This window comes from Kocuria sp. LHG3120 (assembly GCF_049897445.1).
GTDB lineage: Bacteria > Actinomycetota > Actinomycetes > Actinomycetales > Micrococcaceae > Kocuria > Kocuria rosea.
Map to the genome: position 1 here is coordinate 248681 of NZ_JAFCWG010000005.1, position 26989 is coordinate 275669.

A 26989-nucleotide genomic window follows, 5' to 3' on the forward strand; every position below is an offset into this window, starting at 1 on the left:
GACGTGCACCGGCCACAGGACCCTGTCGCGTTCCACTATGCACTGGGTGTATAGATGGGGGCATGAACAATGCGCTGACCCTCCTGGGGCTGCTGCGGCGGGAGCCCAGCTACGGGTACGACCTCAAGCACGCCTACGACCGCTACTTCGGCTCGCAGAAGCCGCTGGCCTTCGGGCAGGTGTACTCGACCCTGGCCCGGATGATCCGGGACGAGCTGATCCGGGCGCTGGGCGAGGAGCCCGGGGCGGGCCCGGACCGGAAGAAGTACGAGATCACCCCGGCCGGGCAGCAGCGCGTGGAGCAGTGGCTGCACACCCCTGATGTGCCGTCCCCGACCCTGCAGAGCGAGCTGTTCGCCAAGACCGTGATCGCCCTGCTGGTCGACGACGACGCCCAGCGGCTGCTGGACGTCCAGCGCGCCGAGCACATGGCCCGGATGCGGGAGCTGACCCGGCTCAAGCGCGAGGGCGACCTCCTGCAGGTCCTGATGTGCGACCACGGGCTCTTCCACATCGAGGCCGACCTGCGCTGGATCGAGCTGACCGGCGCCCGCCTCACCCACCTCAAGAAGGAGCTGACGAACGCATGACCCCCACCCCTGTTCCCCTGCTGTCGGTGCGCGGAGTGCACAAGGACTTCGGCGCCACCCCCGCGCTGCGCGGCGTCGACCTCGAGGTGCTCCCCGGCGAGGTGCTGGCCGTGATGGGCCCCTCCGGCTCCGGCAAGTCCACCCTGCTGCACTGCATGGCCGGGGTCATGGTCCCGGACCGCGGCACGGTCAGCTACGCCCGGCCCCTCGACCGATCCGCCGACCGATCCGCCGACCGGCCCGCCGCCCGGCACGAGCCGGCGGTGGTGCTCAGCGAGCTGGGCGAGGCGGCGCGCTCGGCCCTGCGGCTGCGCGAGTTCGGCTTCGTCTTCCAGTACGGGCAGCTGCTGCCCGAGCTGAGCGCGGTGGACAACGTCACCGTCCCGCTGCTGCTGGCCGGCACCGGGCGCCGGGCGGCGCTGCGCTCGGCCGCCGAGCTGCTGGGACGGCTGGGACTGTCCGGGCAGGAGGACAGGCTGCCCGGGGAGCTCTCCGGCGGCCAGGCCCAGCGGGTGGCCATCGCCCGGGCGATGGTCGGCGAACCGGCGCTGCTGTTCGCCGACGAGCCGACCGGGTCCCTGGACTCCCTGGCCTCAGAGACCGTCCTGGAGCTGATGCTCGAGCTGGTCCGGGAGGCCGGCACCACCGTGGTGATGATCACCCACGACCCCCGCACGGCGGCCTACGCCGACCGGGAGGTCATCGTGCGCGACGGCATGATCGGCGCCGACCAGTGGGTCGCGGCGTGAACCCGGCGGTGCTGCGGCTCGCGCTGGTGGGCAGCCGGTCCTCGCTGGGCCGGCTGGCCGGGATCGTGGGCGGGGTGGCGGTGGGGGTGTGCCTGCTGCTGCTGGTGTGGGGAGCGGGCCAGGGCATGATCCAGCGCGATGCGCGCGCCCTGTGGCTGGACGCGGACCGCGTGCCCGCGGTGGTCGCCGTCGCCGGTGCCGAGGGCTCCGCCGCGACCGAGGAGGCCCGGCCGGTGCCGCTCACCGCGGACACGGCCCTGGTGGACCGCGCCGACGAGGTGTTCCGGGACCAGCTCGTCCAGCGCCGCGACGTCGCCGTCACCGAGGACTCCGCCGTGCGGATCCCCGGGATCGGCGCGCCCCCGGAGCCGGGGACGTACTACGCCTCCCCGGCCCTGCAGGACCTGATCGAGTCCACCCCGGCCGATCAGCTCGGGGACCGCTTCGGGACCCTCGCCGGCGCGATCGAGGACACGGCCCTGGCCGGACCGGACTCCCTGGTGGCGGTCACGGGGGCCGAGGAGGCCGAGCTGCGGCAGCGGCCGGCCGCCGCGATCGTCCCCGACTTCTCGGTCAACTCCTTCGCGGACAACACCGGCAACTACCGCACCCTGATGGTGGTGGGCGGCATCGCCGTGATCTTCCCCGTGCTGCTGCTGATCAGCATCAGCACGCGCCTGGGCGCGGCCCAGCGCGCGGAGCGCTTCGCGACCCTGCGCCTCATCGGGGCGAGCCCGCGCACGGTGGCCGGCATCGCGGCGGTCGAGATCGCCGCCACCAGTCTCCTCGGGTCCGTGCTGGGGGTCGTGGCCGCCGCCGCGGCACGCCCCCTGGCCGCCCAGCTGCCCGTCGACGGCACGAGACTCCACCCGGCCGACCTGGCCGTCGGGCCGGCCACGACCGCGGCGGTGGTCGCCGTGGTCGTCCTCGCCTCCGCCGCCGTGGCGGGCCTGCGCACCCTCCGCGCCGGGATCGGCCCCCTGGGTGCCGCCCGCGCCCAGGCCGAACCGGCGCCCACCGCACGGCGGACGGTGCCCCTGGCGGCCGGGCTCGCGGCGATGGGCACCGGCGTCCTGCTCGCGGACACCGGGCGCCTCGACCCCGGCGCGCTCGAGGTGCTGCTGATCGGAGGGTTCGGTCTCACCGCGGTGGGCATCGTCGTCGTCGGACCCTGGCTGACGCTGCTGGCCGCCCGGATCGGGCTGGCCCGCGCCTCCGGCGCGGCCGCCGTGATCGCCGCCGGGCGCATCCGGCTCACGCCCCGGGCCACCTTCCGCTCTGTCTCGGGACTCGTGGTCGGGGTGTTCATGGTCTCCGTCTTCGCCGGCGCCTCCAGCAGCGTGGGCCCGGACGAGACGCCCTCGGCCGGCCCCGGGATGCTCCCGTCCGCGAGCGTGCACACCTGGCTGGAGCCGGACCGGGCGCTCGCGGACGTGACCGGGCTCGCCGGGAGGGCCGAAGGCCTCGACGGGGTCCGGGACACCGTGGTGGGCTGGACCCGTCCCGCGGCGGACCCCGGCGGCAGCGCCGAGATCCTGCTCACCGCTGCCGACGCCACCGTCCTGGGGTTCGAGGACGTTTCGGCCGCCCCGGTGGTCGCCGTGGACGCCGCCTTCTTCGAGACCCACACCGAGGAGCCCCTTCCGCTGACCGCCGCCCCCGTGACGGACCTGCAGGGGCTGGTGCCGGCGCTTCTGGTGGTGGACACCGACGGGAGCCCCGGGGCCCTCGACCGGGCCCGGACGGTGCTCACCGCGTCGGGGCTCAGCACCACCGCGGCGGTCTCCCGGGCCGACGCCGCCGCCACCGGCGGCGCGGAGCTGGTCCGGAGTCTGTCCGTGCTGGCCTACGCCGCGGCGTTCGTGGTGGTGGTCATCGCCGGGATCTCCCTGGCCGTGGCCACCGCCGCGGCCGTCATCGACCGCCGGCGGGTGCTGGGGCTGATGCGCCTCATCGGCATGCCGCTGTCCGCCCTGCGCGGTGTGGTGGTGCGCGAGGCCGCCGTGCCCCTGGCCGCGGTGCTGCTGCTCTCGGCCGGGCTGGGGTTCTGCGTGGCGTGGCTGCTCGTCACCGGTCTCGACGACAGCCGCACCGTCAGCTGGCCCGGTCCGGCCTATCTCGCCGCCCTCGGCGCGAGCCTCCTGCTCGCGCTGGTGGCGATCGCCGCCGCCTGCGGGATGCTCCGCACGAACACCGCCATCACCACCACCCGCTTCGAGTAGAGACCACGGGTCCTTGCGGCCGCGGGGCGGCCGGGCGAGGGGACGGGCCGCTCCGCCGGGCGAGGGGCGGGCGCGACCGGTGGGTGAGACCCACCGGTCGTGACCCTGAGGACTAGAGCTCGCGGTCCTCCACGACGTCGAGGTCGCGGAACGTCGGCTCCCCGTCCATGAGCTCGCGCATCTTCCCTGCGTACTCCTGGGTCTGCGGGAGCTCGGAGTTCTCCATGGCGGACTCGTAGGAGTCGAAGGAGACGATCTCGTAGTAGCGGCTCGGGTCCTTGCGGTCCTGCGTCAGCAGGACGCGGCGGGCCGTGCGGTTGCCCTGCGAGGCCCGCTCCCACTCCGCGACGACCTCGGCCACCTCCTCCGGCTTCGAGGTGGTGTATTCGATCAGCTGGATGAAGGCCATCATGCACGCTCCTTGGAATGCGACCCCTCCCCGGGCCACCAGTCTAGGCCGGGGCGGGCGGTCCACCCAGGGCCGCGGGCAGATGACGGAACGGATCTCCGCCGCCGGGCAGGGGGCCGGGCAGCGCTACTCGGCGCCGGTCTCGCCGGCCCAGGCCTCCGCGTAGAACGGCGCGGAGCGCGAGTCCAGCAGCTCGGCGTAGAGCTCCGGCTGCATGGCCTGTGCCGAGCCCTCCGGGACCGTCGGGGCGAACGCGGACACGCCCAGCCCGGCCGCCCGGTCCTGCAGGGTCAGGCCGGCGGCCTCCAGGAGCGTGGGGTACATGCTCAGCTGGTCCACGCCGGGGCGCGGCGTGCTGCTCCCGTCCGCGCCCGGGACCCAGATCCGGTTGAAGATGGTGCGGTTGTCGTGGTGGTCCAGCTGCTCGTGGAAGGCGTCGCCGGCGCTCATGTGCTTGAGGTGGTCGCCCATGATCACCACGGCGGTGTCCTCGAGGTAGCCCTGCTCCTCCATGTGCTGGACGAAGCCGGCCACCTGGGTCATGGAGCAGAAGAACGCGGAGGTGACCTCGTTCTGCGTGTCCACGGTGCAGTAGTCGTAGATGTGCACCGGCTCGTGGGTGTCCAGCGTCAGCACGGAGAGGTTGAACGGCCGGCCGGTCTCCTCCGCCTCGGCGTGCAGCTCGTCGATCTCGTCCGCGGCGTGGGCCATGAGGCGTCCGTCGCTCAGGCCCCAGTCGCCGCGGAAGCTCTCCTCCGGGTCACCGGCGGCGCGCCAGTCGGAGAGGTCCTTGACCTCGTCGTAGCCGTGGCTGCTCAGGAAGGTGTCCTTCGCGGCGAAGGAGGCGTTGGCGCCGCCCAGGAAGACGCTGCGGTATCCGTGCTCGTCCAGGACGTCGCCCAGGCAGGTGGTGCCGCCCAGGTAGGTCTCCACGTCCCCGCCGAGCTCGTTGAGGGCGCCGCTGTCCGCGGCGGAGCCCATGCCCTTCAGCGGGATGCCGCACTGCGTGGCGGTGAGACCGGCCATGGTCCAGCCCCCGCCCCGGTACTGCTGGAGGTCCGCCACGCTCTGCCAGCCGTCAGAGGCCGCGGTGACCTCCTTGAGCGGGGCGAAGGCGTCCTTCTCGAAGTGCTCGTCGTTGGCGAGGGTCTGCTCGCCGGACTCGAGGTAGATCAGCACCAGGTTGCGCCGGTCCTGATCCCCGGTGACGGCCGGCGCCGTGTAGTAGTCGCCGAGGTCGTACTCGGAGTTCCCCGCCCTGATGTAGTCCCGCACGCCCACCGTGGTGGCGAAGGCCGTGGTGCCGCCGATCACCAGCGTGCCCACCAGGGCGGTGGTGAGGGTGCGCATGATCCACCGGGTGCGGCGAGGGCGCGGGTCGTGGCCGTGCTGGCGGCGCCGGCGGCGCCGGACGTGCTGCCACAGGGCGATCCCGGCGGTGAGGAGCAGGGGCACCACGCCGATCCCCAGGATGCCCATCCAGACGATGGCTCCGCCCCCGCCGTCCATCTCCACGGAGACGAGGTTCAGGAGCATCTGGCCCACGGAGATCTCGCCCCAGTAGTACCGGATGCCGGCGGCGGCGATGAGCAGCGCGAGCCCCGCCCAGATGAGGACGTAGACCAGGAAGTGCCCGAGGACAGCGCCGACCCGGCGGATCACGTGAAGATTTCGATCGGACATGGCACCACCTCGCGTTCCAGGTGCGCGCGTGGTCGCCGAACGCCCTTGACATCAAACCGTTCTCGGGTGCATAGAACCCTAGTACCGATTCGTAACCTGTTCAACAGCGATTCACCCGGGAATGCGGAACAGTTCACCTCCGCATGCACCGCACGGCCCTCGACACGGGGCCGAGCACCTGGTGAATTCCGACGGCCACCCGGCGCGTGACCGGGGCGTCGCACCACCTTCGCGGAGGGGAGATCCGGCGGAGCAGGAGGTACCGTGAACGGCGTCACACCCGTGCACCGATTCCGGAGGTCGTCGTGAAGATTCGTGGAGCCGTCCTGGAGACCATGGAGGCCTCCGCCCCGTACGCCGAGTCGCAGCCGCTGCGCGTCGAGGAGCTCGAACTCGGCGAGCCCGGGCCCACCGAGCTGCGGGTGCGGATCACGGCCGCCGGGGTGTGCCACTCCGACCTCTCCGTGGTCAACGGCAACCGGCCACGGCCCCTGCCGATGCTGCTGGGGCACGAGGCGGCCGGCGTCGTGGAGCACGTGGGCGCCGAGGTCACCGACCTGGCCGTGGGCCAGCACGTGGTGATGGCGTTCCTGCCGCGCTGCGGCGAGTGCGCCGCGTGCAAGACCGAGGGGCTGCTGCCGTGCACGGTCGGCTCGAAGGCCAACGCCTCCGGCACCCTCATCGAGGGCTCGATGCACCTGCGCTCCGAGACCCGCGGGAACGTCTACCACCACCTGGGGGTCTCCGGTTTCGCCACCCATGCCGTGGTGGACCGGCGCTCCGTGGTGCCCGTGGGCGAGGACGTTCCGGCCGCGATCGCGGCCGTGATGGGCTGCGCGGTGCTCACCGGGGGAGGGGCCGTCATCAACGCGGCGCAGGCCACCCCCGACGACGTCGTGGCCGTGGTCGGCCTCGGCGGCGTGGGGCTCGCCGCAGTGCTGGTCGCCAAGGCCGTGGGCTGCCGCCGGGTGATCGCCGTGGACGCGCTGGCCGAGAAGCTGGAGCTCGCCAAGGAGTTCGGCGCGGACGAGGCGCTCACTCCGGACGAGCTCGTGGTGCTCGAGGACAAGCCGCGCGTGGTGATCGAGGCCGCCGGGCACCCCCGGGCGTTCGAGACCGCCTTCAACGCCACCGCCGTGGGCGGGGTGACCGTCACCGTGGGCCTGCCCGCGCCGGGGGCGATGTCCCAGATCGAGCCGCTGAAGATCACCGCCGAGGCCCGCCAGATCATCGGCAGCTACCTCGGCTCCGCCGTGCCGGCGGTGGACATCCCCAAGTACGAGCAGATGTGGCGCGACGGCGCGCTGCCGCTGGAGAAGCTGATCACCTCCCACATCACGCTGGACCAGATCAACGAGGCGATGGACGAGCTGGATGCGGGCCGGGCGGTGCGACAGGTGATCGAGTTCTAAGCCCCGCCGTCCGCGGCTCTAACTGAGAGGCGCTACCGTGCTCGCGGCCGAGAACACGGGGGACGGCATCGGACGGCGCAATTTCCAAATAATCGACATGGGTTTGGACCCTTCGTGCGACACATAATCGACAGGTCCCAAAAAGACGTACGGCGAGGTGCCGGCCTCCTGAGTCGGGGACTCACGGACAAACAGCATGATGTGGCTGTTCTGTACGGTGTGGTGTTGATAACGCTGTCCCGCTGCGGATTCCGGAGTCGTCTGGTTCTGCGACTCCCAGTGGAAGAGCGTCTCGGAGACGGCGTAGTCCTTGTACATGGTGTTGGGCGAAAAGTCCTTCTCCGACTTATGGAGCGTGACGAGAAGCGCCTCGCAGCGTGATGACGGAATCCAGGACACGCCTTCGCGCACTGTGCCGGGAGTGCGCTGCCCTTCTTCTCCCATGCCCAGACCGGCCAGAAGTTCCTCCCGGGTGTAGTGCGCATGTGTCTGCAGGGGAATGTCGGCGTAGTCCTGTCCCAGTGAACGCGGCAGGTTGCGTGCGCCGTCGGCGGTGACGTCGATGAGCTGCGTCAGCTCGTTCCGCAGGATGGCGTGCGACCGGAGCAGCTGGAGGCCGCTCTCTAATTCGCCCGGACCGCCGCTCTTCCGACCCTGTGGCCAGAAGGAGTAGTAGAGCATGCGCGCTATTCGCTGCTCTCTGAGCGGCAGAGACGACACCGGCGGGGCATCCGGGCGAAGCAAATCCTCGTAGCACCGTAGCCGGGCGGGGTCATCCACGTTCAAAAACGCCTTGGCGCGCTGTAGCAAAACGAGGACCTCCGTCTCCTGATCCTCGGCGGGCCACAGAACATCGGGGACCAGTCCACCGGCACGACGCAAGGTGTTCCAGGTCGTCGGCCGACCGTCAAACTTGTTCCGTCGGTAGATGTCTGATGCCTCTGAGAGGGAATCTGTCAGGTACTGACGCAGGGTGTACGACTCGGGCGACGGCTGCTGCGCCGCCAAATCCCTAATCTCGTCGACCACTTGCCGGGTCGTCAGGCGCAGTTGACGCTTCACGTTGTCGAGCACCACGGATTGGGCGACAGTATCGAAGACGACCTGCGTTCCGGAGGGGAGGAAGGAAAAACCCTCCTCCAGGTCCTTGGCCAGGCGCGTCCGGCTCGATCCCGTCACGGCACGGTATTTCAGGTCGAACCGGAACTCTCGGTGCTGGAATCCGATGAAATCCAGAACGGTTAGTACGGGTTTATCGGGAGCTAGCCGCAGGCCGCGTCCCAGTTGTTGCAGAAACAGCGTGGAGGACTGCGTCGGCCGGAGCATGAGAATGGTGTCGACCTGCGGAATATCAAGGCCTTCGTTGAACAGATCGACGGCAAAGACGGCACGCAGTTCTCCGAGCTGCAGCGACTTGAGGGCAGTCCGCCGCTCGTCGCTGGAACTCTCCCCGGACAGTGCCGCGGACGGCAGCCCGGCCGCCGTGAACTTCCGTGCCATATATTCCGCATGTTTGACGGAGACGCAGAAGCCAATGGCTTTCATGCGATGCGGATCGAGCACCTTGTCGTTGAGAGCCTGCAACACCTTGGCCGTGCGTGCGTCATTGCCCGTGTAGACGGCATCCAGTTCTTTGTCCTCGTACCGACCCCGCCGGAACTGAAGTGAAGACAGGTCGACGCCATCTGAGACGCCGAAATAATGGAACGGCGTCAGCAACTGCTGATCGAGGGCATCCCACAGGCGCAGTTCGCTCGCAATGCGGCCTCCAAAGAACTTCTCTGCGACGTTGACGCCGTCGCCGCGCTCCGGAGTGGCGGTGAGTCCGAGGAGTTCCTGAGGCTGGAAGTGCTCAATGATCGTGCGGTAGGTCGGAGCATCGGCATGGTGGAACTCGTCGATGACTACCACGTCAAACGACTCAGGGGCGAAGCGGTCCAGGCTCTTGGCGTTAAGAGATTGAATCGACGCAAAAACGTGTTTGCCTCTGACTGGCTGATAGCCGTCGACCATGAGCTCACCGAAGGCGCCGTCACGCAGAACTGTGGCATAGGTCTGGCGTGCTTGCTCGAGAATTTCTCGGCGGTGGGCCACAAAAAGCAGTGATAGCTCACCAGGGGTACCGGCCTGCAGCCTGCGATAGTCCAAAGCCGCGAGGATGGTTTTTCCAGTGCCCGTCGCGGCGACCACGAGATTCCGGTGGCGGTCGTGAATAACACGCTCCGCCTCCAGCTCCTGGAGCATTTGAGCTTGGTAGGGATAGGGCTGGACATCTAGGTGCGCAATGGAGACCTCCGAAGACACCCGTCCGCCTCCTTCGGCGAGCGCCCTCGCCAGGCGCTCGCCGTCATCATCCGGGTTGTAGGACTCAAAGCTCTCCGACGCCCAGTAGCTCTCGAAGGTCGCCTCGAACTTCTGGAGGAGCGCCGGCGTCGCGACGGAGGACAGGCGCACGTTCCACTCGAGCCCGTCCAGCATGGCGGCGTGCGACAGATTCGAACTGCCGACATAGGCCGTGCTAAAGCCGGTCTTGCGGTGGAACATCCACGCCTTGGCGTGCAGGCGCGTATTGCGGGTTTCGTAGCTGACTCGAACTTCCGCGCCGTACTTACGCGCCAGCGCGTTGATTGCCTTGGCATCGCTGGCACCCATGTAGACGGTGGTCAGGACGCGGAACGGAATGCCGCGGTCCTTCAACGACTGGAGCTCTTTGTCCATGACATGCAGACCGGACCACTTGACGAAAGCAATGAGAAGATCCACACGATCGGCGCTTTCGAGCTCCTTGGCGATCTCGCGTCCGACCTGCGGCTCATGCGGTGTATTGGTGAGCAGAGCAGCGTCAGATAGTGGCGTTGCTGGCTTTCGTGCTGCAGCGCCAACCCTCGGCGCAATCGCCACGAGCTGTCGCGGACCTTCGCTGATGCACGCCGGATTCCGCATTCCATCGTTAACGGCTGCCAAGATGCGATTGGCTTCGTCCACACGGTTAGCAGCGGGTACGGCCTCTAAGTGGAACAGGATGTGGTCGTTGAGATACCGCGCGAGAACGTGAGGGGTGTCAGCTGGGTCCACAGTATCGAGAGCGGCACTGCCTTCCGGCAACTCCGTAAGTTCCATCGCCAACACGGAGTCTTCCAGGAGCTCATATAAGCCGGGGGAAAGACGGTCGACGTTGGCATTTTGCGATTGACCCATAGTGGCAGCCTAAGGTCGCCGACATCACGGAACGATGAGCGTCGCATCTGTAGACGTGACGCGTCGCGCCGAAAGTTGCGTCGACCTGCCAGGTTGCGTGGCTTGGAGCTTTGGCAGGGCAGGGCAGGGCAGGGCGTTTGAGTCCTACGGAACGGCGCCCACATGTGCACAGAAGTATCAGCGTACGCCGGATTAATCGACTAGTGGCCCGCGTCACACCTCCGTAGCGTTGAGGACATCGCGCACCGGCTGCCCGCTCTTCTGCTCGCCAGGTGCCTCCCGCTTGGTGTCCACGAAGGAGTACCCGCATGTTCGGCATGCCCCGCCGCCTGCTCTTCGGCTATCTCGCCCTCGCCATCTTCATGACCGGTGATGGTTTTGAGCTCACGTTCCTGTCCCGCTTCCTCGTCGAGAACGGCTTCACGCCCACCCAGGCCGGCCTCGTCTTCACCGTCTACGGCCTGGTGGTCGCCATCTCGGCGTGGACCACCGGGGTGCTCGCCGAGGTCGTCGGCGCCAAGCGCCTGATGGTCCTCGGCGGCGTTCTCTGGATGGTGCTGCACGTCCTGTTCCTCACCGTGGGGCTGGAGAGCGTGGTCGGCACGATCCTGATCTATGCCCTGCGCGGGGTCGCCTACCCGCTGTTCATGTACTCCTTCGTGGTGCTCATCGCGCAGTCGGTGCACCCCAGCCGCCTGGCCTCGGCCATGGGGTGGTTCTGGGCGTCCTTCTCGCTGGGCATCGGGGTGATGGGTGCCTACGTGCCCAGTCTTCTGGTCCCCGTCATCGGCGAGTACGCCACCCTGTGGATGTCCTTGCCCTTCGTCGCGGCCGGCACCCTGATGTGCGCCTTCCTGGTCCCCGGCGCTCCGCCGGAGACCGACCTCTCCCAGAAGCTGCACGGCGCCGAGCGCACCCGCGAGCTGCTGCGCGGGGTGACCATCCTGGTGGAGAACCGGCAGATCGCCCTCTCCGTGGTCATCCGGGTGCTGTGCAACCTCACGCTCTACGCGTTCCCGATGATGATGCCGCTGTATCTGACCACCGGCGAGATCGGCGGCATGGCCTGGTTCACCCTGCCCGAGTGGATGATGCTGTGGGCGATCATGAACACCATCACCATCGGCGCCAACATCGTGTGGGGCCGGCTCGGCGACCGCTACGGCTGGATGCGGCAGATGCGCTGGTTCGGCTTCGGCGGCATGGCCCTCGCGGTCCTCGCCTTCGCCTACGTCCCGGTGTGGTTCGGCCCGAGCTTCCCAGCCATGGTCGGGGCCGCCGTGCTCTTCGCCCTGTCCGTCACCGCGTTCGTCCCGATGGGCGCCATCTTCCCGGCCCTGGCCCCCGAGCACCGCGGCGCGGCGATCTCCGCCCACAACCTCGCCTCCGGGCTGACCACGTTCCTCGGCCCCGGCATCGCCACCCTGCTGCTGCCCGTCCTCGGCCCGATCGGGGTGTGCTGGGTCTTCGCCGCCCTGATGCTCCTCGGCACCCTCACCACCTTCTTCATCCACCCGCCCCAGCCCGGCCTCACCACCGAGGACGGCCGGATGCTCCCGCGCCGCGACCGCCTCGCCATGGCCGCCTGAAAGGACCTGAGATCATGAACCCCACCACGCTCACCACCCCGAACCCCACGACCACCGCCGCGAAGCCCCCGAGCACCCAGGAGAGCACCATGGACGCCGTCGTCCTCGAACGCCAGCACGAGATCCAGGTCCGGCCCGTCCCGGGGCTGCGCCCGGTGGGCCCCGGTGAGGTGCGCATCGGCGTGCACACCGTGGGCATCTGCGGCAGCGACGTCCACTACTTCACGCACGGGCGGATCGGCCCCTACGTCGTCGAGAACCCCATGGTCCTCGGCCACGAGGCCTCCGGCACGGTGCTGGAGGTGGGGGAGGGCGTGGGCCACCTGGCTGTGGGGGACCGGGTCTGCATGGAGCCGGGCATCCCCAACCCGCGCTCCCGGGCCGCGCGTCTGGGCATGTACAACGTGGACCCGGACGTGCAGTTCTGGGCCACGCCCCCGGTGGACGGCTGCCTGCAGCCCGAGATCATCCACCCCGCCGACTTCACCTACAAGCTCCCCGAGCAGCTCTCGCTGGAGGAGGGCGCCCTGATCGAGCCCTTCGCCGTGGCGGTGCACGCGGTGACCAAGGCCGGTCTGGCGCCGGGCGACGTCGCGGTGGTGGTGGGCGCCGGCACCATCGGGGTGCTCACCGCCATCGCGGCCGCCGCGAGCGGGGCGTCCCGGGTGTACATCTCGGACGTGGCGCCGGAGAAGTTCGCCAAGATCGAGGCCTATCCCACCATCCACCCCGTGGACGTCTCCCGCCAGGGCCTCGGCGAGGCGGTGCGGGAGGCCACCGACGGCTGGGGCGCGGACGTGGTCTTCGAGGCCAGCGGCAGCCCGCACGTCTTCGGCAACCTGTGGGAGCTCCCCGCGCCCGGCGGGACCGTGGTCCTGGTCGGCATCCCCGTGGACCCCGTGCCGCTGGACGTCGCCGCCGCCCAGGCCCGGGAGCTGCGGATCGAGACGGTGTTCCGCTACGCGAACTCGTACCAGCGGGCCATCGAGCTCGCCGCGTCCCCGGCCGTGGACCTGGGCGCCCTGATCAGCGCCACCTATCCGTTCGAGGACGCCGTGGCCGCGTTCGAGCGCGGCGCCGAGGGCCGGCCCACCGACACGAAGATCCAGATCCGCGTGGCCGGAGCCTGACCGTGGCTGCCGCCGCACGGAGCACGACGCCGGAGGACGCCACCTCCCCGGTCCGGGAGCTGGTGATCCCGGACCCGTCGAGCTCCGTGCGGTGGCACGAGCACGACTGGCCCCACCCGCTGGCCCGCTGGCACTACCACCCCGAGGTGGAGGTGCACCTGATCCGGGAGTCCTCCGGGACGGTGATGGCCGGCGACTGGGCCGGGCCCTTCGGCCCCGGCCACCTCAGCCTCATGGGCTCCTTCCTGCCGCACAACTGGATCTCCCACCGCGACGACAGCGCCGTGGTCCGCAACCGGGACGCCGTGCTCCAGTTCGACCAGGAGCGGTTCTTCGCCGCCGCCGGGACGCTCCCCGAGCTCGAGGCCCTGCGCCCTCTGCTGGAGGCCGCGGCCCGGGGCATCGAGTTCACCGGCCGCACCGCCGTCAAGGGCGCGGCGGCGATGGAGGCGGTGAACGGCACGTTCGGTCTCCGGCGGCTGGCCGCCGTGGCCGAGCTGCTGGCTGTCCTCGCCGAGTCCCCGGAGAGCGAGCGCCGCTACCTGGACAGCCGCGGCGGCACCTACCGCCTGGACGTGTCCGAGGCCGAGGTCTTCAACCGGGCGCTGGGCTACATCACCGAGCACCTGGACGGCCGGATGCTCGTGCCCGAGGTGGCCGAGGCCGTGGGCCTGAGCCGGGACGCGTTCTCCCGGCTGTTCGCCAAGGCCACCGGCGTGGGCTTCAATCGCACGGTCACCCGGATGCGGCTCACCGAGGCCTGCCGGCTGCTGCGCGGCACCGACCTGCCCGTCTCGGACATCTGCTACCGGGTGGGCTTCACCAACCTCTCCAACTTCAACCGGCACTTCCGGGCCACCACCGGCACCACGCCGTCCCGGTACCGGCGGATCGACCAGCTCTGAGGCCGGCCGGAGGGGCTCAGCAGGACGTGCTTCAGAGCGCCTGCAGCAGGACCAGCACGGCGCCCAGCGCGGAGGCGCCGAGGCCCACCCGGCGGACGATGCGCCGATTGATCCGCGCGTTGACCGCTCCGGACACCGCGAAGCCCAGGACCATGGCCGGCAGGAGAGCCGCCGCGAAGAGCACGGTCCGGCGGTCGATCGACCCCACCACGGTCAGCGCCACGAGGGCCATCACGGCGCCGACCAGGAAGCAGGCGCTCATGGTGCCGCGCATCCGGGCCCGCGAGGACCCGTGCCACACGAGCGCCATGGGCGGACCGCCGATGGACGTGGCCGTCCCCAGGAGCCCGGAGGCCGCCCCCGCGACGACGACGGCCGCGGGTCGGGGCCGCGGCCGCCAACCGCACACGCTGAGCAGCACGGCCAGCAGCACGGTGCTCGCCAGGACGAGGGCCAGCGTCCGGGCGGACAGGACGGCCACCAGCAGCGCTCCCGCCACGGTGCCGGGAACCTGCCCCGCCACGGCCCAGCCCGCGTCCTTGACGTCCACGGCGGCGCGGTCCCGCAGCACGCCGAGCGCGGTGAGCCCGGTGACCACCAGGATGAGGGAACCGGGCAGCAAGGTGGGGTCGAACAGGGCGATCACGGGAGCGGAGAGCAGGGCCACGCCGAAGCCGATCGCGCCCTGCAGACAGGACGCGATGCTCACCACGAGCGCGACGACGGCGAGCTCCAGGCCGGTCATGCAGCACCTCCCGGTCGCGGGCAGGGGATGGGTGAATTGTTCCACCTCCGGAAGCCGCCCCGAGATCGTGCCCCCGGCGACGACGGTCCGCGTCCCGCGGCTCCCTCGGCTCGTCCGGATCACCTGAGGGCCGGCTGTTCCCTCACCTGCCCCGCCCCGATAGCCTCGACGTGGGCGGTGCTGCTCACGCACCGCCTGTCCTGGTGACCCGGTGCCGGCGACGGCCCGGTCACTCGAAACTGGGAGGTCAACATGACTGATGCACAGCAGGATCCGAACCAGACGGAAGGTCCCGCCGACGGCGGAGCCTTCGGTGCCCCGGGCCTTCAGGACGGCGGTGCCGATGGCGGCGCCGACGGCGGTGCTGACAACGGCGCCGAGGGCCCGGCCGACGGCGGAGCCGCCGGCACCCCGGGCGTGCACGACGGTGGCGCGGACGGCGGTGCCGACGGCGGTGCTGACAACGGGGCCGAGGGCCCGGCCGACGGCGGAGCCGCCGGCACTCCGGGTGTCCACGACGGCGGCGCGGACGGCGGCGCCGAGGGCCCCGCTGACGGTGGAGCGGCCGGCACTCCGGGGGTGCACGACGGTGGCGCTGACGGCGGCGCCGATGGCGGCGCCGACGGAGGAGCCGGAGCACGAGGCCTCTGAGCGTGGACGCCGTCCGTGCTGACGGGCAGGACCCCGGCGCCTCTGGCGGCGCCGGGGTCCTGGAGACCCGCCTGATCGACATCGGCCGGGAGCGGTTCGCCCGTGACGTCTGGGGCCGGGCGCCGCTGCTCACACGCCGGGCGGGCGGCTTCGCCGACCTGTTCTCCGCCGATGCCGTCGACGAGCTGATCTCGCGCCGCGGGCTGCGCACGCCCTTCCTGCGCGTCGCCAAGGACGGGTCGACGTTCCCCGACTCCACCTTCACCTCGCCCGCCGGCGTCGGCGCCACCATTGCGGATCAGCTCGACGACACCGCGCTGTGGCGGAAGTTCGCCGACGGCGCCACGCTGGTGCTGCAGGCCCTGCACCGCACCTGGGAGCCGGTCGCCGACTTCAGCGCGGCCCTCAGCGGCGAGCTCGGGCACCCGGTGCAGGCCAACGCCTACATCACCCCGCCGCAGAACCGCGGGTTCGACGACCACTACGACGTCCACGACGTCTTCGTCCTGCAGATCGAGGGAACCAAGCGCTGGGTCCTGCACGAGCCGGTGCACCCGGACCCGCTGCGGGACCAGCCCTGGACCGACCGCCGCTCCGCCGTGGCCGAGGCCGCGCAGGGCGAGGCCCATCTCGACGTGGTGCTCGAACCCGGCGACGCCCTCTACCTGCCGCGCGGCTGGCTGCACGCGGCCCAGGCGCAGGGGGCGGTCTCCATCCACCTCACGCTCGGGATCCACACCTGGACCCGCCACGGCCTGGCCGAGCAGCTCGTCCAGGAGGCGCTGGCGCTGCTGGCCGAGGACCCGCAGATGCGCGGGTCCCTGCCCCTGGGCGTCGACGGACCGGGCGGGGAGCTCGACACCGTCCGGGAGCGCCTGGTCGCCGCACTGGCCGCGGCCGATCCCATACCGCGGTTCCAGCGCACCCGGCGAGGGCAGGGGCGCCCGGCCCCGCTGGGGCCGCTGGCCCAGCTCTCGGCCGTCCAGGACCTGGGCCCCGGGTCCCCCGTGCGGCTGCGCGGTGCCCTGGAGGCACGGCTGGAGGGCCCGCGGCTGAGCACACGTGTGGGGTGGCTCGACTTCCCGGAGACCGATCTGCCGTCCGTCTCGTGCCTGCTCGACGGCGAGGTCCACACCGCCGGCGAGCTCGGGATCGAGCTCGCCGAACGACTGCTGCGGGCGGGGGTTCTTGTTCCCTGTGACCAGTGACCCCGCCGCCGTGAATGCCTCGTGCCGCTTCTGGTGCGCCGACGGAGCCCGGGGGCGCGGCGACCCGATGGCGGGCACCGCGCCGCGCGGGCTCGTCTGGGTCCTCATCGAGCACCGCGGCGGATGGCCGGTCAACGGGTTCGACGGTCTCGAGCTCGAGCCGGAGACCAAGGCCCTCGTGTTCTCCGCCGCGCAGGCAGCGCGGGCTCGCATCCTCCTGATCAGGCGCCACGGCCGCCGCCGGCACGAGGAAAGCCCCAGCCGGTGGGCCGTGCTGCGCCACGACGACTCCGGCGACGGCCGTCAGCACTGGGGCACGTGGAGCCGCGACGAGGACCTCGCGGGAATCGCCACGGCCCTCGGCGTGCCGGGTGAGACCGGCCACCCACCGGTCCTCCTGGTCTGCGCCCACGGTCAGCACGATCCCTGCTGCGCGGTGCGCGGACGGCCCGTGGGACGTGCCCTGAGCGAGCGCTGGCCGGATTCGGTCTGGGAGTGCTCGCATGTCGGCGGTGACCGGTTCGCCGCCAATGTCGTCGTCGTCCCCGACGGCGTCTACTACGGAGGGCTCGACGCGGAGTCCTCCGTCACCACGGTCGAGGAGCACCTCGCCGGCCGGGTGCACGCGGAGCACCTGCGCGGGTACACCGATCTCTTCCCACCGCAGCAGGCCGCTGTCGCGGCCGCGCTCGAACGCTTCGGCCCGGCCGGCCGCCACGACTGGACGGTCACCGAGTCGGCTCGCGACGGCGACCGCTGGCGGATCCGTCTCACCGGCCGCCCGCCCCGGCCGGGCCTCGTCGACGTCGAACTGCGGTCCCACACCGCCCCGCCGCATCAGCTGACCTGCCACGGACCGGCCACGAGCACGGCCAGGGTCTACGAGCTCACCGCGGTGCGCGTCGTCTGAAGGACGGGACGACCCGGAGCATCGTGTCGGGGGGAAGTTTCCGGTGACCGGCCTACACCCGGCCGTCCCACCGCGCTACGCTCGAACTCCAGACCCGAGCGACGATTCCTGCCGGCCCCGCCCCGGGCTCGCACCGGTGGAGCGGCCGGGGCGTCGTCCGCCCTGGGGACCCACTGATGTCAGGAGATCCTGATGGCCCCCGAGACCTTCGACGAGCTGCTCACCCGCCAGGTGGGCCACGAGTTCGCCGCCTCCCACCAGTACATCGCCGTGGCGGTCTGGTTCGACAGCCAGGACCTCCCGCAGCTGGCCCGGCACTTCTACCGGCAGTCGCTGGAGGAGCGCAACCACGCCATGATGATCGTCCAGTACATCCTGGACCGGGACCTGCCGCTGACCATTCCCGGGGTGGGGGAGGTGCGCAACGACTTCACCGACGTCCGTGAACCCCTGGCCCTGGCGCTGTCCCAGGAGCAGGAGGTCACCGAGCAGATCAAGGCGCTGTTCGCCGCCGCCCGGGCCGAGGGGGACGCGCTGGGGGAGCAGTTCATGCTCTGGTTCCTGAAGGAGCAGGTCGAGGAGGTCGCCTCGATGACCACCCTGGTGAACGTGGCCCGCCGGGCCGAGAACCTCTTCGACCTGGAGAACTTCGTGGCCCGGGAGCACGTGGGCGACGGCGGGCACGGCCACGACTCCGGGGCCCCGGCGGCCGCCGGCGGAGCCGCCTGACCCGGCAGCAGTCCCCGTCACCCGCCCCGGGCGGCGGGTGACGAGGACCCTGGAGCGGTGCGGTCAGTCGGTGGCCCGGGTGAGGTCGGCGTCCTCGTAGCGGACCATCCTGGAACCCGTCACCAGGCGGTGGCCCAGCCACAGGGCCAGGAACAGCGGCAGGCCGATGTAGGCCGACAGGGCGGCGAGCAGGTCGATGTCCCCCACGAAGGCCTGGTAGTTCTGCCCGAGGATCACCACCGCGCACAGGGCCAGGGCGACCATGGGGCCCAGCGGGAAGAACCGCGCCCGGTAGGGCAGGTCCGCGAGGTCCTTGCCCTGGGCGGTGTACGCCTTGCGGAAGCGGTAGTGGCTCCAGGCGATGCCCATCCACACGATGAACCCGGCCAGCCCCGAGGCGCTGACCAGCCACACGTACGCGGCGCCGTCGCCGATCAGGGTGGTGAGGAAGCAGGCGGCTCCCACGGCGGTCGTGGCGAGCAGGGCGTTCATGGGCACGCCGCGGCGGTTGACCTTCGCGAGGAACCTGGGGGCCTTGCCGCTGTCGGCCAGCGCCCAGAGCATGCGGGTGGAGGCGTAGAGCCCGGAGTTGCCGGCGGAGAGGATCGCGGTGAGGATCACCGCGTTCATCACCGAGGCCGCCGCGAGCACCCCGGCGTTCTCGAACACCAGGGTGAACGGGGAGATGGAGATGTCCTCGACCCCGCTGCCCAGCAGGAAGGGGCTGGTGTAGGGGATGAGGAAGCCCACGATGGCGATGGCCCCGACGTAGAACAGCAGGATCCGCACGAAGACAGTGCGGATGGCCCTGGGCACGTTCTTCTCCGGGTTCTCGGCCTCGCCGGCGGCGACGCCGACGAGCTCGGTGCCCTGGAAGGAGAAGCCGGCCACCATGAAGATCGCCAGGATCCCGGCCCCGCCGCCGACGAAGGGGGCGTCCCCGGTGGTCCAGTTGTCGAACCCGGGGGAGGTGCCGCCGATGATCCCCACGATCATGAGCACGCCCAGGACGAGGAAGACCACGATGGTGACCACCTTGATGAGGGAGAACCAGAACTCGCTCTCGCCGTAGGCGCGGGTGGACAGGGCGTTGAGGCCGAAGAGGATCGCGAGGAACAGGGCCGACCAGATCCACGAGGGCACGTCGGGGAGCCAGTAGCGCATGATCAGCGCGGCGGCCACGAGCTCGGCGGCCACGGTGATCGCCCAGTTGTACCAGTAGTTCCAGCCGATGGCGAAGCCGAAGGAGGGACTGACGAAGCGGGTCGAGTACTCCTCGAAGGCGCCGGAGACGGGCAGGTAGGTGGCCATCTCGCCCAGGGACTGCATGAGCAGGAAGACCATGAACCCGATGGCCACGTAGGCCAGCAGGGCCCCACCGGGACCGGCGGTGGCGATGGTGTTGCCCGAGGCCACGAACAGGCCGGTGCCGATGGCGCCGCCCATCGCGATCATGGTCAGGTGGCGGGGTTTGAGGCTGCGGCGCAGCCGTGCGTGCGCCTCGGCGGGAGCCGGTGCTCCCCGTCCGGTCGGGGCGGTCGTCTGGGGCGGTGCGATGGTGTCCACGGGAACCTTTCCTCGGAGGTGGCGGGTCTGCACGCCGGGGGAGGCCGGGGCGGTGTCCGACCGCCCCGGCCCGGGTCAGTCGTTGATGTAGAGCAGGCGCTTGTTGACGAACTCGTCCATGCCCAGCGGGCCCAGCTCCCGGCCGTAGCCGGAGCGTTTGACCCCGCCGAAGGGCATGCCGGCGCCCTCGGCCTCGGCGGCGTTGACATTGGCCATGCCGCACTCGAGCTGCTCGGCGAGCCGCCGGGCCCGCTCGGGGTCGGTGCTGAAGACCGCCCCGCCGAGCCCGTAGGGGGTGTCGTTGGCCAGGGCGAGCGCTTCGTCGTCGTCGTGCACGCTGTAGACCACGGCCACGGGGCCGAAGAGCTCCTGGTGGTGGGCGGCCATTCCCGGGGTGACGCCGGTGAGCACGGCAGGGGCCAGATACGCCCCGGGACCCTCGGCGAGGGCCCCGCCGGTGTGCAGTGTGGCCCCGGCCTCCACGGCCTCGCGGATCTGGGCGGCCAGGGTCTCGGCGGCGGCGCGGGAGGCCATCGGGGCGTAGGTGCCGTCGGCCTCCACGGACGGATCGCCGGGCACCAGCGCGGCGGCCAGGCGGGTGAGCTCGGCCACGAACTCGTCGTAGAGGTCCGCCATGACGATCATCCGCTTGTTGGAGTTGCACGCCTGGCCCGTGTTGCCCATCCGGGTGGCGAAGGCCGCGCGGGCGGACTCGCGCACGTCGTCGGTGTCCAGCACCACGTAGGGGTCGGAGCCGCCGAGCTCGAGGACGACCTTCTTCAGGTTCCGCCCGGCGATCGCGGCCACGGCCGCCCCGGCGCGTTCGGACCCGGTCAGGGACACCCCCTGGACCCGCGGGTCGGCGATGACGTCCTCGATCTGGGCATGGGAGGCGAAGAGGTTCGTGTACACCCCGGCGGGCACCCCGGCGTCGTCCATGAGCTGCTGGAGGGCCAGGGCCGCCCGTGGGCAGGACTCGGCGTGCTTGAGCAGGATCGTGTTGCCCAGCACCAGGTTGGGGGCGGCGAAGCGGGCCACCTGGTAGTAGGGGTAGTTCCACGGCATGATCCCCAGCAGCACCCCGACCGGGCGCCGCTGGAGCACGGCCCGTCCGGTCCCGTGCGGGGTGGGCAGGGCCTGGTCGGCGGCCAGGGCCGGGCCCTGGGCGGCGAAGTAGCCGAAGATCTCGGCGCAGAACTGCGCCTCCTCCCGGGCCTCGGAGACCGGCTTGCCCATCTCCTGGGTGGCGATGACGGCCAGCTCGTCGGCGCGCTCGGCGAACAGCTCGCCGACCCGGGCGGCCACGGCGGCCCGCTCGGCGATCGGACGGGAGCGCCAGTCGCGGAAGGCGGTCCCGGCAGCGGTGAGCGCCTCCTCGACCTCGGTGTCGGTGGCGACGGGGACCTCGGTCATGAGCTGACCGGTGGCGGGGTCGATGCTGCGGTAGGCGGGCCGGTCGGTGCCGGCGCGGGCGCGCAGGGTGGAGGTGGCAGTCACGGTGGATCTCCTTCGGGCAGGGGTGGGCGCGGGCACGGGTGGGAGGCTCCTGCTGCAGAGCAGAGCAGAGCAGGGCAGGGCAGAGCGCGGGCTGCGGGCGCGCGGGCTCGCCGGGTGCAGGAGGGTGTGCTCGGCCGACGGGGGCAGGAACCTGCCCCCGCGGGCACGGTGTCGAGGAGCGGGCGGGCGCCCGCCGGGGTCAGCCGACCGGGACGAGCTCCGAGCGGAGGGCGGCCAGGAAGGCGTCGACGTCCTCCGGCGTGGTGTCGAAGCTGCACACCCAGCGGACCTCGCCCGTCGCGGCGTCCCAGTCGTAGAACCGGAACCGCCGGCGCAGGCGGTCCGCGAGGCCGGCGGGCAGGGTGGCGAAGACGGCATTCACCTGGGTCTCCTGCGTGAAGGCGACGCCGGGCATCGACCCGTCGGCGATGCCCGCCTCGATGCCGTCGCGGAGCCGCCGGGCCATCGCGTTCGCGCGGCCCGCGTTGCGCAGGTACAGGTCGCCCTCCAGGAGCGCGAGCAGCTGGGCCGAGACGAACCGCATCTTCGAGGCCAGCTGCATCTGGTTCTTCCGCAGGTAGACCAGGCCCTGGGACGCGGCCTCGTTCAGGACCACCAGCGCCTCGGCGCCGAGGGCCCCGTTCTTGGTGCCGCCGAGGGCGAGCACGTCGACGCCGACGTCGGTGGTGAAGGCGCGCAGGGGCAGTCCCAGGGCGGCCGCCGCGTTCGCGAGCCGGGCCCCGTCCAGGTAGACGGACATGCCGTGGGCGTGCGCGTAGTCCGCGACAGCCCGGATCTCGTCCGGTGTGTACAGGGTGCCGAGCTCGGTGGACTGGGTGAGGTAGACGACGAGCGGCTGGGCGCGGTGCTCGTCCCCCCAGCCCCAGGCCTCCGCGGCGATCAGCTCGGGCGTGAGCTTCCCGTCTCCTGTGGGGACGGGAAGGAGCTTGATGCCGGCGGACTTCTCGGGCGCGCCGCCCTCGTCGACGTGGATGTGCGCGGTGTCCGCGCAGATCACCGCGCCCCAGCGCGGGAGCATCGACTGGAGTCCGACGACGTTGGCGCCGGTGCCGTTGAACATCGGCCACACCGAGGCGCCCTCGCCGAAGTGCTGCACGATCACGTCCTGCAGCCGTGCCGTGTACTCGTCCTCGCCGTAGGCGATCTGGTGACCGCCGTTGGCCTCGACCAGGGCGTCCAGCACCTCCGGGTGGACCCCGGAGTAGTTGTCCGAGGCGAAACCCCTCAGTTCGGCGTCGTGGGACCTCTTCATGTGGTGCCTCATCCTTTCTCCTGGAGTTCGATGGTCGAGTCGTTCAGTTCCGGGGCCTCGGCGTCCCAGAGCCCGGCGTAGGCGTTCGCGAGCCGGTCCTCCAGACCGGCCAGGGCCTTCACCCGGAAGATCACGGCGGCGACGCGCAGCGGCTCGCCGGCCTCGCGGGCGCCCTTCGCATATCCCTGCGCCACAGCCCGGGTCCACGCCTCGCTCGCGGCCTTCACCGCGGCGTAGTTGGCGCCGCCCGCCAGCGGACGGTTCACCGCGGTCGAGGACACGATCGCCAGCCGGCCCGCCGGCGAGGCCCGGAGGTCGTCGTCGAAGGCGCGGCTCAGGTGGCGCAGCGCGGAGAAGGAGGTCTCCAGCACGCGATAGTCCTCCTCCGTCTGCCCGGCGAGCCCACCGCCGCCGCGCCATCCTCCGACGAGGTGGAGGAGCCCGTCGATCGACCAGCCGCGGTCGTGCAGCCGGCGGGCGAGGTCGAGCACGGCGCGCTCGTCGGCGAGGTCCACCGTCTCCGTGTGCGCCCCCAGTGCTGCGAGGGGGACGAGCTTCTCCGCGTGGCGCCCCGTGGCGACGACGCGGGCCCCGGCCGAGGTCAGGGTCCGCGCCGCCGCCAGACCGGACGCACTGGTGGCGCCGGCGATCAGGACGGTGCGCCCGGTCAGGTCGGTCATCGCTCAGGCGTCCGTGGCGCGGATGCCGGCCGTCGACGCGATGACGCCCTTCATCTTCTTGTCGAGCGCCTCGAAGAACATCGACAGCGGGAACTCGTCGTCCAGCACCAGGTCCGTGTAGCCTCGCGGCGGCCCGGCCAGCACCTCGCGGGGGAGCCCCTCCGCCCACACCGATGCGGGGTTCGGAGGGACCACGGAGGCGATGAGCTCGTACGCCTTCATCCAGTGCACCGTCTTCGGCCGGTCGATCGACTCCCAGTACAGCTGGTCGATGGCCTCGCCGAGCTCGACGACCGCGTCCGCGACCCGGTCCCAGTCGAAGCTGAGCTCGACGTCACGCCACTGCAGGACGTGCTTCCGGTGGAGCCAGGCGAACAGCAGCTGCCCGCCCAGCCCGTCGTAGTTGCGCACCCGCGAACCGGTGATCGCGAAACGGAAGATCCGGTCGAAGATCACCGCGTACTGCACGAGCTTCCCGTGCCGGCGGGTCTGCTCCTCGATCTCGGTGAGCTCCTCGCCGGCCGCTCGCCGCGCCGTGAGCGCACGCTCGATCGTCACCGACTCCCGGAACGCCGTCAGGTCGCAGCGCAGCTCCTCCAGGGAGTACAGGAAGAACGGCATCCGCTGCTTGATCATGAACGGGTCGAACGGCAGGTCGCCGCGCATGTGCGTGCGGTCGTGGATGATGTCCCACATCACGAAGGTCTTCTCGGCGAGATCCTGATCGGCGAGCAGGGCCGCGGCGTCCTCGGGCAGGTCCAGCTTCGTGATGCCGGCGGCCGCGGTGACCACGCGGCGGTAGCGTGCCGCCTCACGGTCCTGGAAGATGGCGCCCCAGGTGAACGTCGGAATCTCCCGCACGGCGACCGTCTCGGGGAAGAGGACCGCGGAGTTCGAGTCGTAGCCCGGGGTGAAGTCGATCAGCCGCAGGGACACGAACAGCTTGTTGCCGTAGTGCCCGGCCTCGAGCTCGGCGATGAACTCCGGCCAGATCGCCTCGACGATCAGGGCCTCGACATGCCGGTTCGCCGAGCCGTTCTGGGTGTGCATGGGGAACACGACGAGGTGCCGGATGCCGTCCACGCGGTGCTGCTGCGGCTGGAACTCGACGAGCGAGTCGAGGAAGTCCGGCTCCCCGAAGCCGCCGTCCGCCCAGCGTGCGAAGTCGCGGGGCAGGGCCGCCAGGTACGCCGCGTCGTGCGGGAAGAGCGGGGCGAGCTCGGCGATCGACGCCATGATCACCTCGACGTGCTCGCGCGCCGTCGGGTGGTCGGCGAGCTCGGGGATCGACCCGTCCTTGACCTGCAGGGCCTGCAGGGCGGTGGCCGCCGACCGGAGCCGGAGCCAGGCCGGGCTCGACTCCACGGTGCGGGCATCCTCCACGACCTCAGGTTCGCCGATGATGGCCTGCACCGCCTGCAGAGACGTGGACATTGAAACCCTCCTGTCGTAGATCAGCGGAAATTTTCCGGTGATGATGATCACATACAGGAACATTCACATGTGGTCGTGAGGCTGTCAACCCTCTCGGCGGGATCAGCTGGTAGCGTTCGGCCCATGGACGACCCCATGGATGTGCGACTGGCAACCGAGGTGTCCCACGACCCGCGCGCCACCCTCGCCCAGTTGTCCGAGCGGGTCGGCCTCTCGGTCTCGGCCGTGCAGGCGCGCCTGCGCAAGCTCGAGAGCAGCGGGGTGATCGCCGGGTACCAAGCGATCCTCGACCCCGAGGCCATCGGCAAGCCGCTCGCGGCCTTCATCGAGATCACGCCCCTCGATCCCCGCCAGCCCGACAACGCCCCCGAGCTCCTGCAGTCGATCACGGCGATCGAGGCCTGCCACTCGGTGGCCGGGGACTCCGCCTACATGCTGTTCGTCCGGGTGGCTTCGCCGAAGGCGCTCGAGGCCCTCGTCAACGAGGTGCGCCACGTGGCCTCCGTGAACACCCGCACCACCGTGGTGCTGCAAACCTTCTACGAGCACCGGCCGATGCTCTCCCCTGTCGAGGCCTGACGCAGCTCTCAGAGGTCCCCCCTGTCCCGGGAGTCGTCCCCAAAAGTGTGACCACAACACGTTGCATGTATTTGCAATAGCGATGCCAGGATGGAGTGACGCCCGCGCCGGCGCCTCATCCCCCTTCCTGGAGGCCCCCGATGTTCCTCAGCATGCTCTTCCGTGCCCGCCCTTCCGGCGACGGCTCGCCCACTGTCGGCGGCCCGCTCCGGACTGCCGCGGCATCGGTGGTCGTGGCCGGTCTGGTCCTCGTCGGTGGTGCTATGCCCGTCGAGGCGGCGACGACCTACAGCGCCTCGTTGCGCACCGCAGTGAAGTCCCTGCCCGTGGCCGGGGAGAACAACGTCGGCTATGACCGGGCCAGGCAGTTCGGCGACTGGAACGACGCCAACCGCGACTGCCAGAACACCCGCGCCGAGGTGCTGCAGAACGAGTCCAGGGCGAGCATCAGCTTCACCACCAGCAAGCGTTGCACCGTCAAGGGCGGGCGCTGGATCACCACCTGGGACGGGAGGGTGCACACCTCGGCCACCACGGTGCAGATCGACCACACGGTGCCCGTCCACGAGGCCTGGGGCTCCGGGGCGCGGTACTGGACGAAGGCCAAGCGCGTGGCGTTCTACAACGACCTCGGCGACCACCGCACGCTCAGCGCCCAGACCTCCGCGCTGAACTCGGCCAAGCAGGCCCGGGGCCCCGAGGCCTGGATGCCGCCGCGGAACCGCTGCGGCTACGTCGGGGAGTGGGTGGCGGTGAAGATCCGCTGGGGTCTCAAGGTCGACAGCACGGAGAAGGCCGCCCTGACCCGGATCGCCGCCTCCTGCCCCAACGTCACCCTCACCGTCAGGAAGGCCTGAGCCGGGCGGACGGATCCCGGGCGGGCGCGGCGCGGAGGAGCGGCCGGGTCGTGCAGAGGGGTTGCTTCGATCCTGCCCGGGTGCAGCGGGCGCCGCAGCGCCACGACGACGTCGTCGGGAACGGCGTGCTGCCCGTCCTGCTCGAGCCGGCTGTGGCCATCCGGGCTCGCCCCGGCGAGCATGGGGTCATGACACCACTGGGACGAACCCGCACCGCTCTGGTCACCGGCTCCACCAGCGGCATCGGTGCCGCCACCGCACGGACACTGGCGGCTCGAGGGTGGTACGTCGGCGTCACGGGCCGTGACCGCGCCCGCGGGGACGGCGTGGTGGCCGGGATCCGCGACCGCGGAGGGCGGGCGGACCTCATCGCCTCCGAGCTCACCGCCCCCGCGGACGACCTCCGGGCCTTCGCCCGCGCGGCCGCGCAGACCCTGGGCGGTCACGTCGACACGCTGGTCCACAACGCCGCCGTGTGCCCCGCCGTGGACACCCTCTCCCTCACCGACGCGGATCTCGAGGCCGCGCTCGCCGTCAACGTGCGTGCCCCGCACGTGCTCACGGCCGCCCTGGCGCCGGGGATGGTCGAGAACGGCAGCGGGGCAATCGTCGTCATCGGCTCGTGGATGGCCCACGTCGGCAGCCCTGTCGTGGGGCTGTACTCGGCGACGAAGGCGGCGCAGATCCAGCTCGCGCGCAGTTGGGCGGCGGAGTTCGGGTCGCACGGTGTGCGGGTCAACACCGTCTCTCCCGGAGCGACGCGGTCCCCGGTCAACGCCCCGGCCGACGACGTGATCGCCCGGATCACGGCCGCCACTCCCGCCGGGCGTCCCGGGACCCCGGAGGAGATCGCCGCCGCCGTCGCCGTCGCCTGGATCGTCTCCGACGACGCCGCCTACCTCCACGGCGCCGAGATCCACGTGGACGGCGGCATCACCAGCACCCGGCGGATCTGAAGCCGGCCGGTCCTCGG

General features: G+C 71.0%; 24 protein-coding genes and 1 tRNA gene. 15 read left to right on the plus strand and 10 right to left on the minus strand.

The window, feature by feature from the left end:
• Window positions 1-62: 62 nt before the first annotated feature.
• From ACP7CD_RS11995 to ACP7CD_RS12005, 3 genes are read left to right on the plus strand one after another with little or no spacing between them, the layout of a single operon-like run.
• Window positions 63-590 (plus strand): PadR family transcriptional regulator, encoded by a 528-nt coding sequence (locus tag ACP7CD_RS11995; protein ID WP_109244497.1) that lies wholly within the window; start codon window positions 63-65, stop codon window positions 588-590.
• On the plus strand, window positions 587-1339 hold the full coding sequence (locus ACP7CD_RS12000; RefSeq protein WP_109244498.1) for an ABC transporter ATP-binding protein: 753 nt from the start codon (window positions 587-589) through the stop codon (window positions 1337-1339). The genes ACP7CD_RS11995 and ACP7CD_RS12000 overlap by 4 nt, the downstream gene beginning before the upstream one ends.
• Entirely contained in the window at window positions 1336-3561 is a 2226-nt protein-coding gene (locus ACP7CD_RS12005) for an ABC transporter permease (RefSeq protein WP_426120252.1), read from the plus strand. Before ACP7CD_RS12000 ends, ACP7CD_RS12005 begins: the two co-directional genes overlap by 4 nt.
• Before the next feature lie 112 nt (window positions 3562-3673).
• Here the strand turns inward: ACP7CD_RS12005 and ACP7CD_RS12010 are convergent, their stop codons facing one another.
• On the minus strand, window positions 3674-3973 hold the full coding sequence (locus ACP7CD_RS12010) for a hypothetical protein (RefSeq protein ID WP_109244500.1): 300 nt from the start codon (window positions 3971-3973) through the stop codon (window positions 3674-3676).
• Between the two features lie 123 nt (window positions 3974-4096).
• Entirely contained in the window at window positions 4097-5653 is a 1557-nt protein-coding gene (locus ACP7CD_RS12015) for an LTA synthase family protein (protein ID WP_426120253.1), read from the minus strand.
• A 305-nt stretch (window positions 5654-5958) separates the two neighbouring features.
• On the opposite strand from ACP7CD_RS12015, the gene ACP7CD_RS12020 reads away from it, so the two are divergent.
• Window positions 5959-7065, plus strand: coding sequence for a zinc-binding dehydrogenase (locus ACP7CD_RS12020; RefSeq protein WP_186374936.1), 1107 nt, complete (start codon window positions 5959-5961; stop codon window positions 7063-7065).
• An 18-nt stretch (window positions 7066-7083) separates the two neighbouring features.
• Here the strand turns inward: ACP7CD_RS12020 and ACP7CD_RS12025 are convergent, their stop codons facing one another.
• Both ACP7CD_RS12025 and ACP7CD_RS12030 read right to left on the minus strand, forming a co-directional pair.
• Window positions 7084-9519 (minus strand): DUF3427 domain-containing protein, encoded by a 2436-nt coding sequence (locus ACP7CD_RS12025; protein ID WP_426120254.1) that lies wholly within the window; start codon window positions 9517-9519, stop codon window positions 7084-7086.
• Window positions 9520-9542: 23 nt separating this feature from the next.
• Window positions 9543-9616 (minus strand) — tRNA-Ala (locus tag ACP7CD_RS12030).
• Here ACP7CD_RS12030 and ACP7CD_RS12035 point away from each other — a divergent pair.
• The 4 genes from ACP7CD_RS12035 to ACP7CD_RS12050 all read left to right on the plus strand — a co-directional run bounded on the left by ACP7CD_RS12035 (window position 9601) and on the right by ACP7CD_RS12050 (window position 13887).
• Window positions 9601-9915 (plus strand): hypothetical protein, encoded by a 315-nt coding sequence (locus tag ACP7CD_RS12035; RefSeq protein ID WP_150110237.1) that lies wholly within the window; start codon window positions 9601-9603, stop codon window positions 9913-9915. The two genes, ACP7CD_RS12030 and ACP7CD_RS12035, sit on opposite strands and share 16 nt — an antisense overlap.
• A 656-nt stretch (window positions 9916-10571) precedes the next feature.
• Window positions 10572-11852, plus strand: a complete 1281-nt coding sequence (locus tag ACP7CD_RS12040; protein WP_426120255.1) for an MFS transporter — start codon at window positions 10572-10574, stop codon at window positions 11850-11852.
• Between the two features lie 14 nt (window positions 11853-11866).
• Window positions 11867-12982, plus strand: coding sequence for an NAD(P)-dependent alcohol dehydrogenase (locus ACP7CD_RS12045; RefSeq protein WP_426120257.1), 1116 nt, complete (start codon window positions 11867-11869; stop codon window positions 12980-12982).
• A 2-nt stretch (window positions 12983-12984) separates the two neighbouring features.
• Entirely contained in the window at window positions 12985-13887 is a 903-nt protein-coding gene (locus ACP7CD_RS12050; RefSeq protein ID WP_426120258.1) for an AraC family transcriptional regulator, read from the plus strand.
• Window positions 13888-13918: 31 nt separating this feature from the next.
• On the opposite strand, the gene ACP7CD_RS12055 is transcribed toward ACP7CD_RS12050, so the two are convergent.
• Window positions 13919-14632: a sulfite exporter TauE/SafE family protein gene (locus tag ACP7CD_RS12055; protein ID WP_426120259.1), complete on the minus strand. Its 714-nt coding sequence runs from the start codon at window positions 14630-14632 to the stop codon at window positions 13919-13921.
• 252 nt (window positions 14633-14884) lie between these two features.
• On the opposite strand from ACP7CD_RS12055, the gene ACP7CD_RS12060 reads away from it, so the two are divergent.
• The 4 genes from ACP7CD_RS12060 to ACP7CD_RS12075 all read left to right on the plus strand — a co-directional run bounded on the left by ACP7CD_RS12060 (window position 14885) and on the right by ACP7CD_RS12075 (window position 18130).
• Window positions 14885-15283 (plus strand): BatC protein, encoded by a 399-nt coding sequence (locus tag ACP7CD_RS12060; protein ID WP_426120260.1) that lies wholly within the window; start codon window positions 14885-14887, stop codon window positions 15281-15283.
• 2 nt (window positions 15284-15285) lie between these two features.
• A complete protein-coding gene (locus ACP7CD_RS12065) occupies window positions 15286-16491 on the plus strand; it encodes a cupin domain-containing protein (RefSeq protein WP_426120261.1) in 1206 nt (401 codons plus the stop codon).
• A 67-nt stretch (window positions 16492-16558) separates the two neighbouring features.
• Window positions 16559-17401, plus strand: coding sequence for a sucrase ferredoxin (locus tag ACP7CD_RS12070; protein WP_426120304.1), 843 nt, complete (start codon window positions 16559-16561; stop codon window positions 17399-17401).
• Window positions 17402-17593: 192 nt separating this feature from the next.
• Window positions 17594-18130, plus strand: a complete 537-nt coding sequence (locus ACP7CD_RS12075; protein WP_035924162.1) for a ferritin — start codon at window positions 17594-17596, stop codon at window positions 18128-18130.
• Between the two features lie 63 nt (window positions 18131-18193).
• On the opposite strand, the gene ACP7CD_RS12080 is transcribed toward ACP7CD_RS12075, so the two are convergent.
• The 5 genes from ACP7CD_RS12080 to ACP7CD_RS12100 all read right to left on the minus strand — a co-directional run bounded on the left by ACP7CD_RS12080 (window position 18194) and on the right by ACP7CD_RS12100 (window position 24580).
• Complete coding sequence (locus ACP7CD_RS12080; protein WP_426120262.1) at window positions 18194-19696, minus strand: amino acid permease; 1503 nt, start codon at window positions 19694-19696, stop codon at window positions 18194-18196.
• 75 nt (window positions 19697-19771) lie between these two features.
• Window positions 19772-21109: an NAD-dependent succinate-semialdehyde dehydrogenase gene (locus tag ACP7CD_RS12085; RefSeq protein ID WP_426120305.1), complete on the minus strand. Its 1338-nt coding sequence runs from the start codon at window positions 21107-21109 to the stop codon at window positions 19772-19774.
• A gap of 283 nt (window positions 21110-21392) precedes the next feature.
• Entirely contained in the window at window positions 21393-22466 is a 1074-nt protein-coding gene (locus ACP7CD_RS12090) for a threonine aldolase family protein (protein ID WP_426120263.1), read from the minus strand.
• An 8-nt stretch (window positions 22467-22474) separates the two neighbouring features.
• On the minus strand, window positions 22475-23146 hold the full coding sequence (locus ACP7CD_RS12095; RefSeq protein WP_426120264.1) for an SDR family NAD(P)-dependent oxidoreductase: 672 nt from the start codon (window positions 23144-23146) through the stop codon (window positions 22475-22477).
• A 3-nt stretch (window positions 23147-23149) separates the two neighbouring features.
• On the minus strand, window positions 23150-24580 hold the full coding sequence (locus ACP7CD_RS12100) for a DUF6421 family protein (RefSeq protein WP_426120265.1): 1431 nt from the start codon (window positions 24578-24580) through the stop codon (window positions 23150-23152).
• A gap of 123 nt (window positions 24581-24703) precedes the next feature.
• Here ACP7CD_RS12100 and ACP7CD_RS12105 point away from each other — a divergent pair, with 123 nt between their 5' ends.
• The 3 genes from ACP7CD_RS12105 (at window position 24704) to ACP7CD_RS12115 (ending at window position 26972) form a co-directional block, all read left to right on the plus strand.
• Window positions 24704-25159, plus strand: a complete 456-nt coding sequence (locus ACP7CD_RS12105; RefSeq protein ID WP_031282182.1) for an Lrp/AsnC family transcriptional regulator — start codon at window positions 24704-24706, stop codon at window positions 25157-25159.
• A 140-nt stretch (window positions 25160-25299) separates the two neighbouring features.
• The gene (locus tag ACP7CD_RS12110; RefSeq protein WP_017831861.1) at window positions 25300-26016 is read left to right on the plus strand and encodes an HNH endonuclease family protein; all 717 of its coding nucleotides are present in this window, start codon (window positions 25300-25302) and stop codon (window positions 26014-26016) included.
• 50 nt (window positions 26017-26066) lie between these two features.
• Window positions 26067-26972: an SDR family NAD(P)-dependent oxidoreductase gene (locus ACP7CD_RS12115; protein WP_426120266.1), complete on the plus strand. Its 906-nt coding sequence runs from the start codon at window positions 26067-26069 to the stop codon at window positions 26970-26972.
• Window positions 26973-26989 lie beyond the last annotated feature (17 nt).

What these genes read in the sequence shown, in the direction of transcription:
- ACP7CD_RS12055 (WP_426120259.1), bottom strand. Translation starts at nt 14,632, where the DNA reads ATGACCGGCCTGGAGCTCGCCGTCGTCGCGCTCGTGGTGAGCATCGCG.
- ACP7CD_RS12070 (WP_426120304.1), top strand. Translation starts at nt 16,559, where the DNA reads ATGGCGGGCACCGCGCCGCGCGGGCTCGTCTGGGTCCTCATCGAGCAC.
- ACP7CD_RS12100 (WP_426120265.1), bottom strand. Translation starts at nt 24,580, where the DNA reads ATGTCCACGTCTCTGCAGGCGGTGCAGGCCATCATCGGCGAACCTGAG.
- ACP7CD_RS12000 (WP_109244498.1), top strand. Translation starts at nt 587, where the DNA reads ATGACCCCCACCCCTGTTCCCCTGCTGTCGGTGCGCGGAGTGCACAAG.
- ACP7CD_RS12060 (WP_426120260.1), top strand. Translation starts at nt 14,885, where the DNA reads ATGACTGATGCACAGCAGGATCCGAACCAGACGGAAGGTCCCGCCGAC.
- ACP7CD_RS11995 (WP_109244497.1), top strand. Translation starts at nt 63, where the DNA reads ATGAACAATGCGCTGACCCTCCTGGGGCTGCTGCGGCGGGAGCCCAGC.
- ACP7CD_RS12090 (WP_426120263.1), bottom strand. Translation starts at nt 22,466, where the DNA reads ATGAAGAGGTCCCACGACGCCGAACTGAGGGGTTTCGCCTCGGACAAC.
- ACP7CD_RS12010 (WP_109244500.1), bottom strand. Translation starts at nt 3,973, where the DNA reads ATGATGGCCTTCATCCAGCTGATCGAATACACCACCTCGAAGCCGGAG.
- ACP7CD_RS12045 (WP_426120257.1), top strand. Translation starts at nt 11,867, where the DNA reads ATGAACCCCACCACGCTCACCACCCCGAACCCCACGACCACCGCCGCG.
- ACP7CD_RS12040 (WP_426120255.1), top strand. Translation starts at nt 10,572, where the DNA reads ATGTTCGGCATGCCCCGCCGCCTGCTCTTCGGCTATCTCGCCCTCGCC.
- ACP7CD_RS12085 (WP_426120305.1), bottom strand. Translation starts at nt 21,109, where the DNA reads ATGACCGAGGTCCCCGTCGCCACCGACACCGAGGTCGAGGAGGCGCTC.
- ACP7CD_RS12105 (WP_031282182.1), top strand. Translation starts at nt 24,704, where the DNA reads ATGGACGACCCCATGGATGTGCGACTGGCAACCGAGGTGTCCCACGAC.
- ACP7CD_RS12110 (WP_017831861.1), top strand. Translation starts at nt 25,300, where the DNA reads ATGTTCCTCAGCATGCTCTTCCGTGCCCGCCCTTCCGGCGACGGCTCG.
- ACP7CD_RS12095 (WP_426120264.1), bottom strand. Translation starts at nt 23,146, where the DNA reads ATGACCGACCTGACCGGGCGCACCGTCCTGATCGCCGGCGCCACCAGT.
- ACP7CD_RS12075 (WP_035924162.1), top strand. Translation starts at nt 17,594, where the DNA reads ATGGCCCCCGAGACCTTCGACGAGCTGCTCACCCGCCAGGTGGGCCAC.
- ACP7CD_RS12015 (WP_426120253.1), bottom strand. Translation starts at nt 5,653, where the DNA reads ATGTCCGATCGAAATCTTCACGTGATCCGCCGGGTCGGCGCTGTCCTC.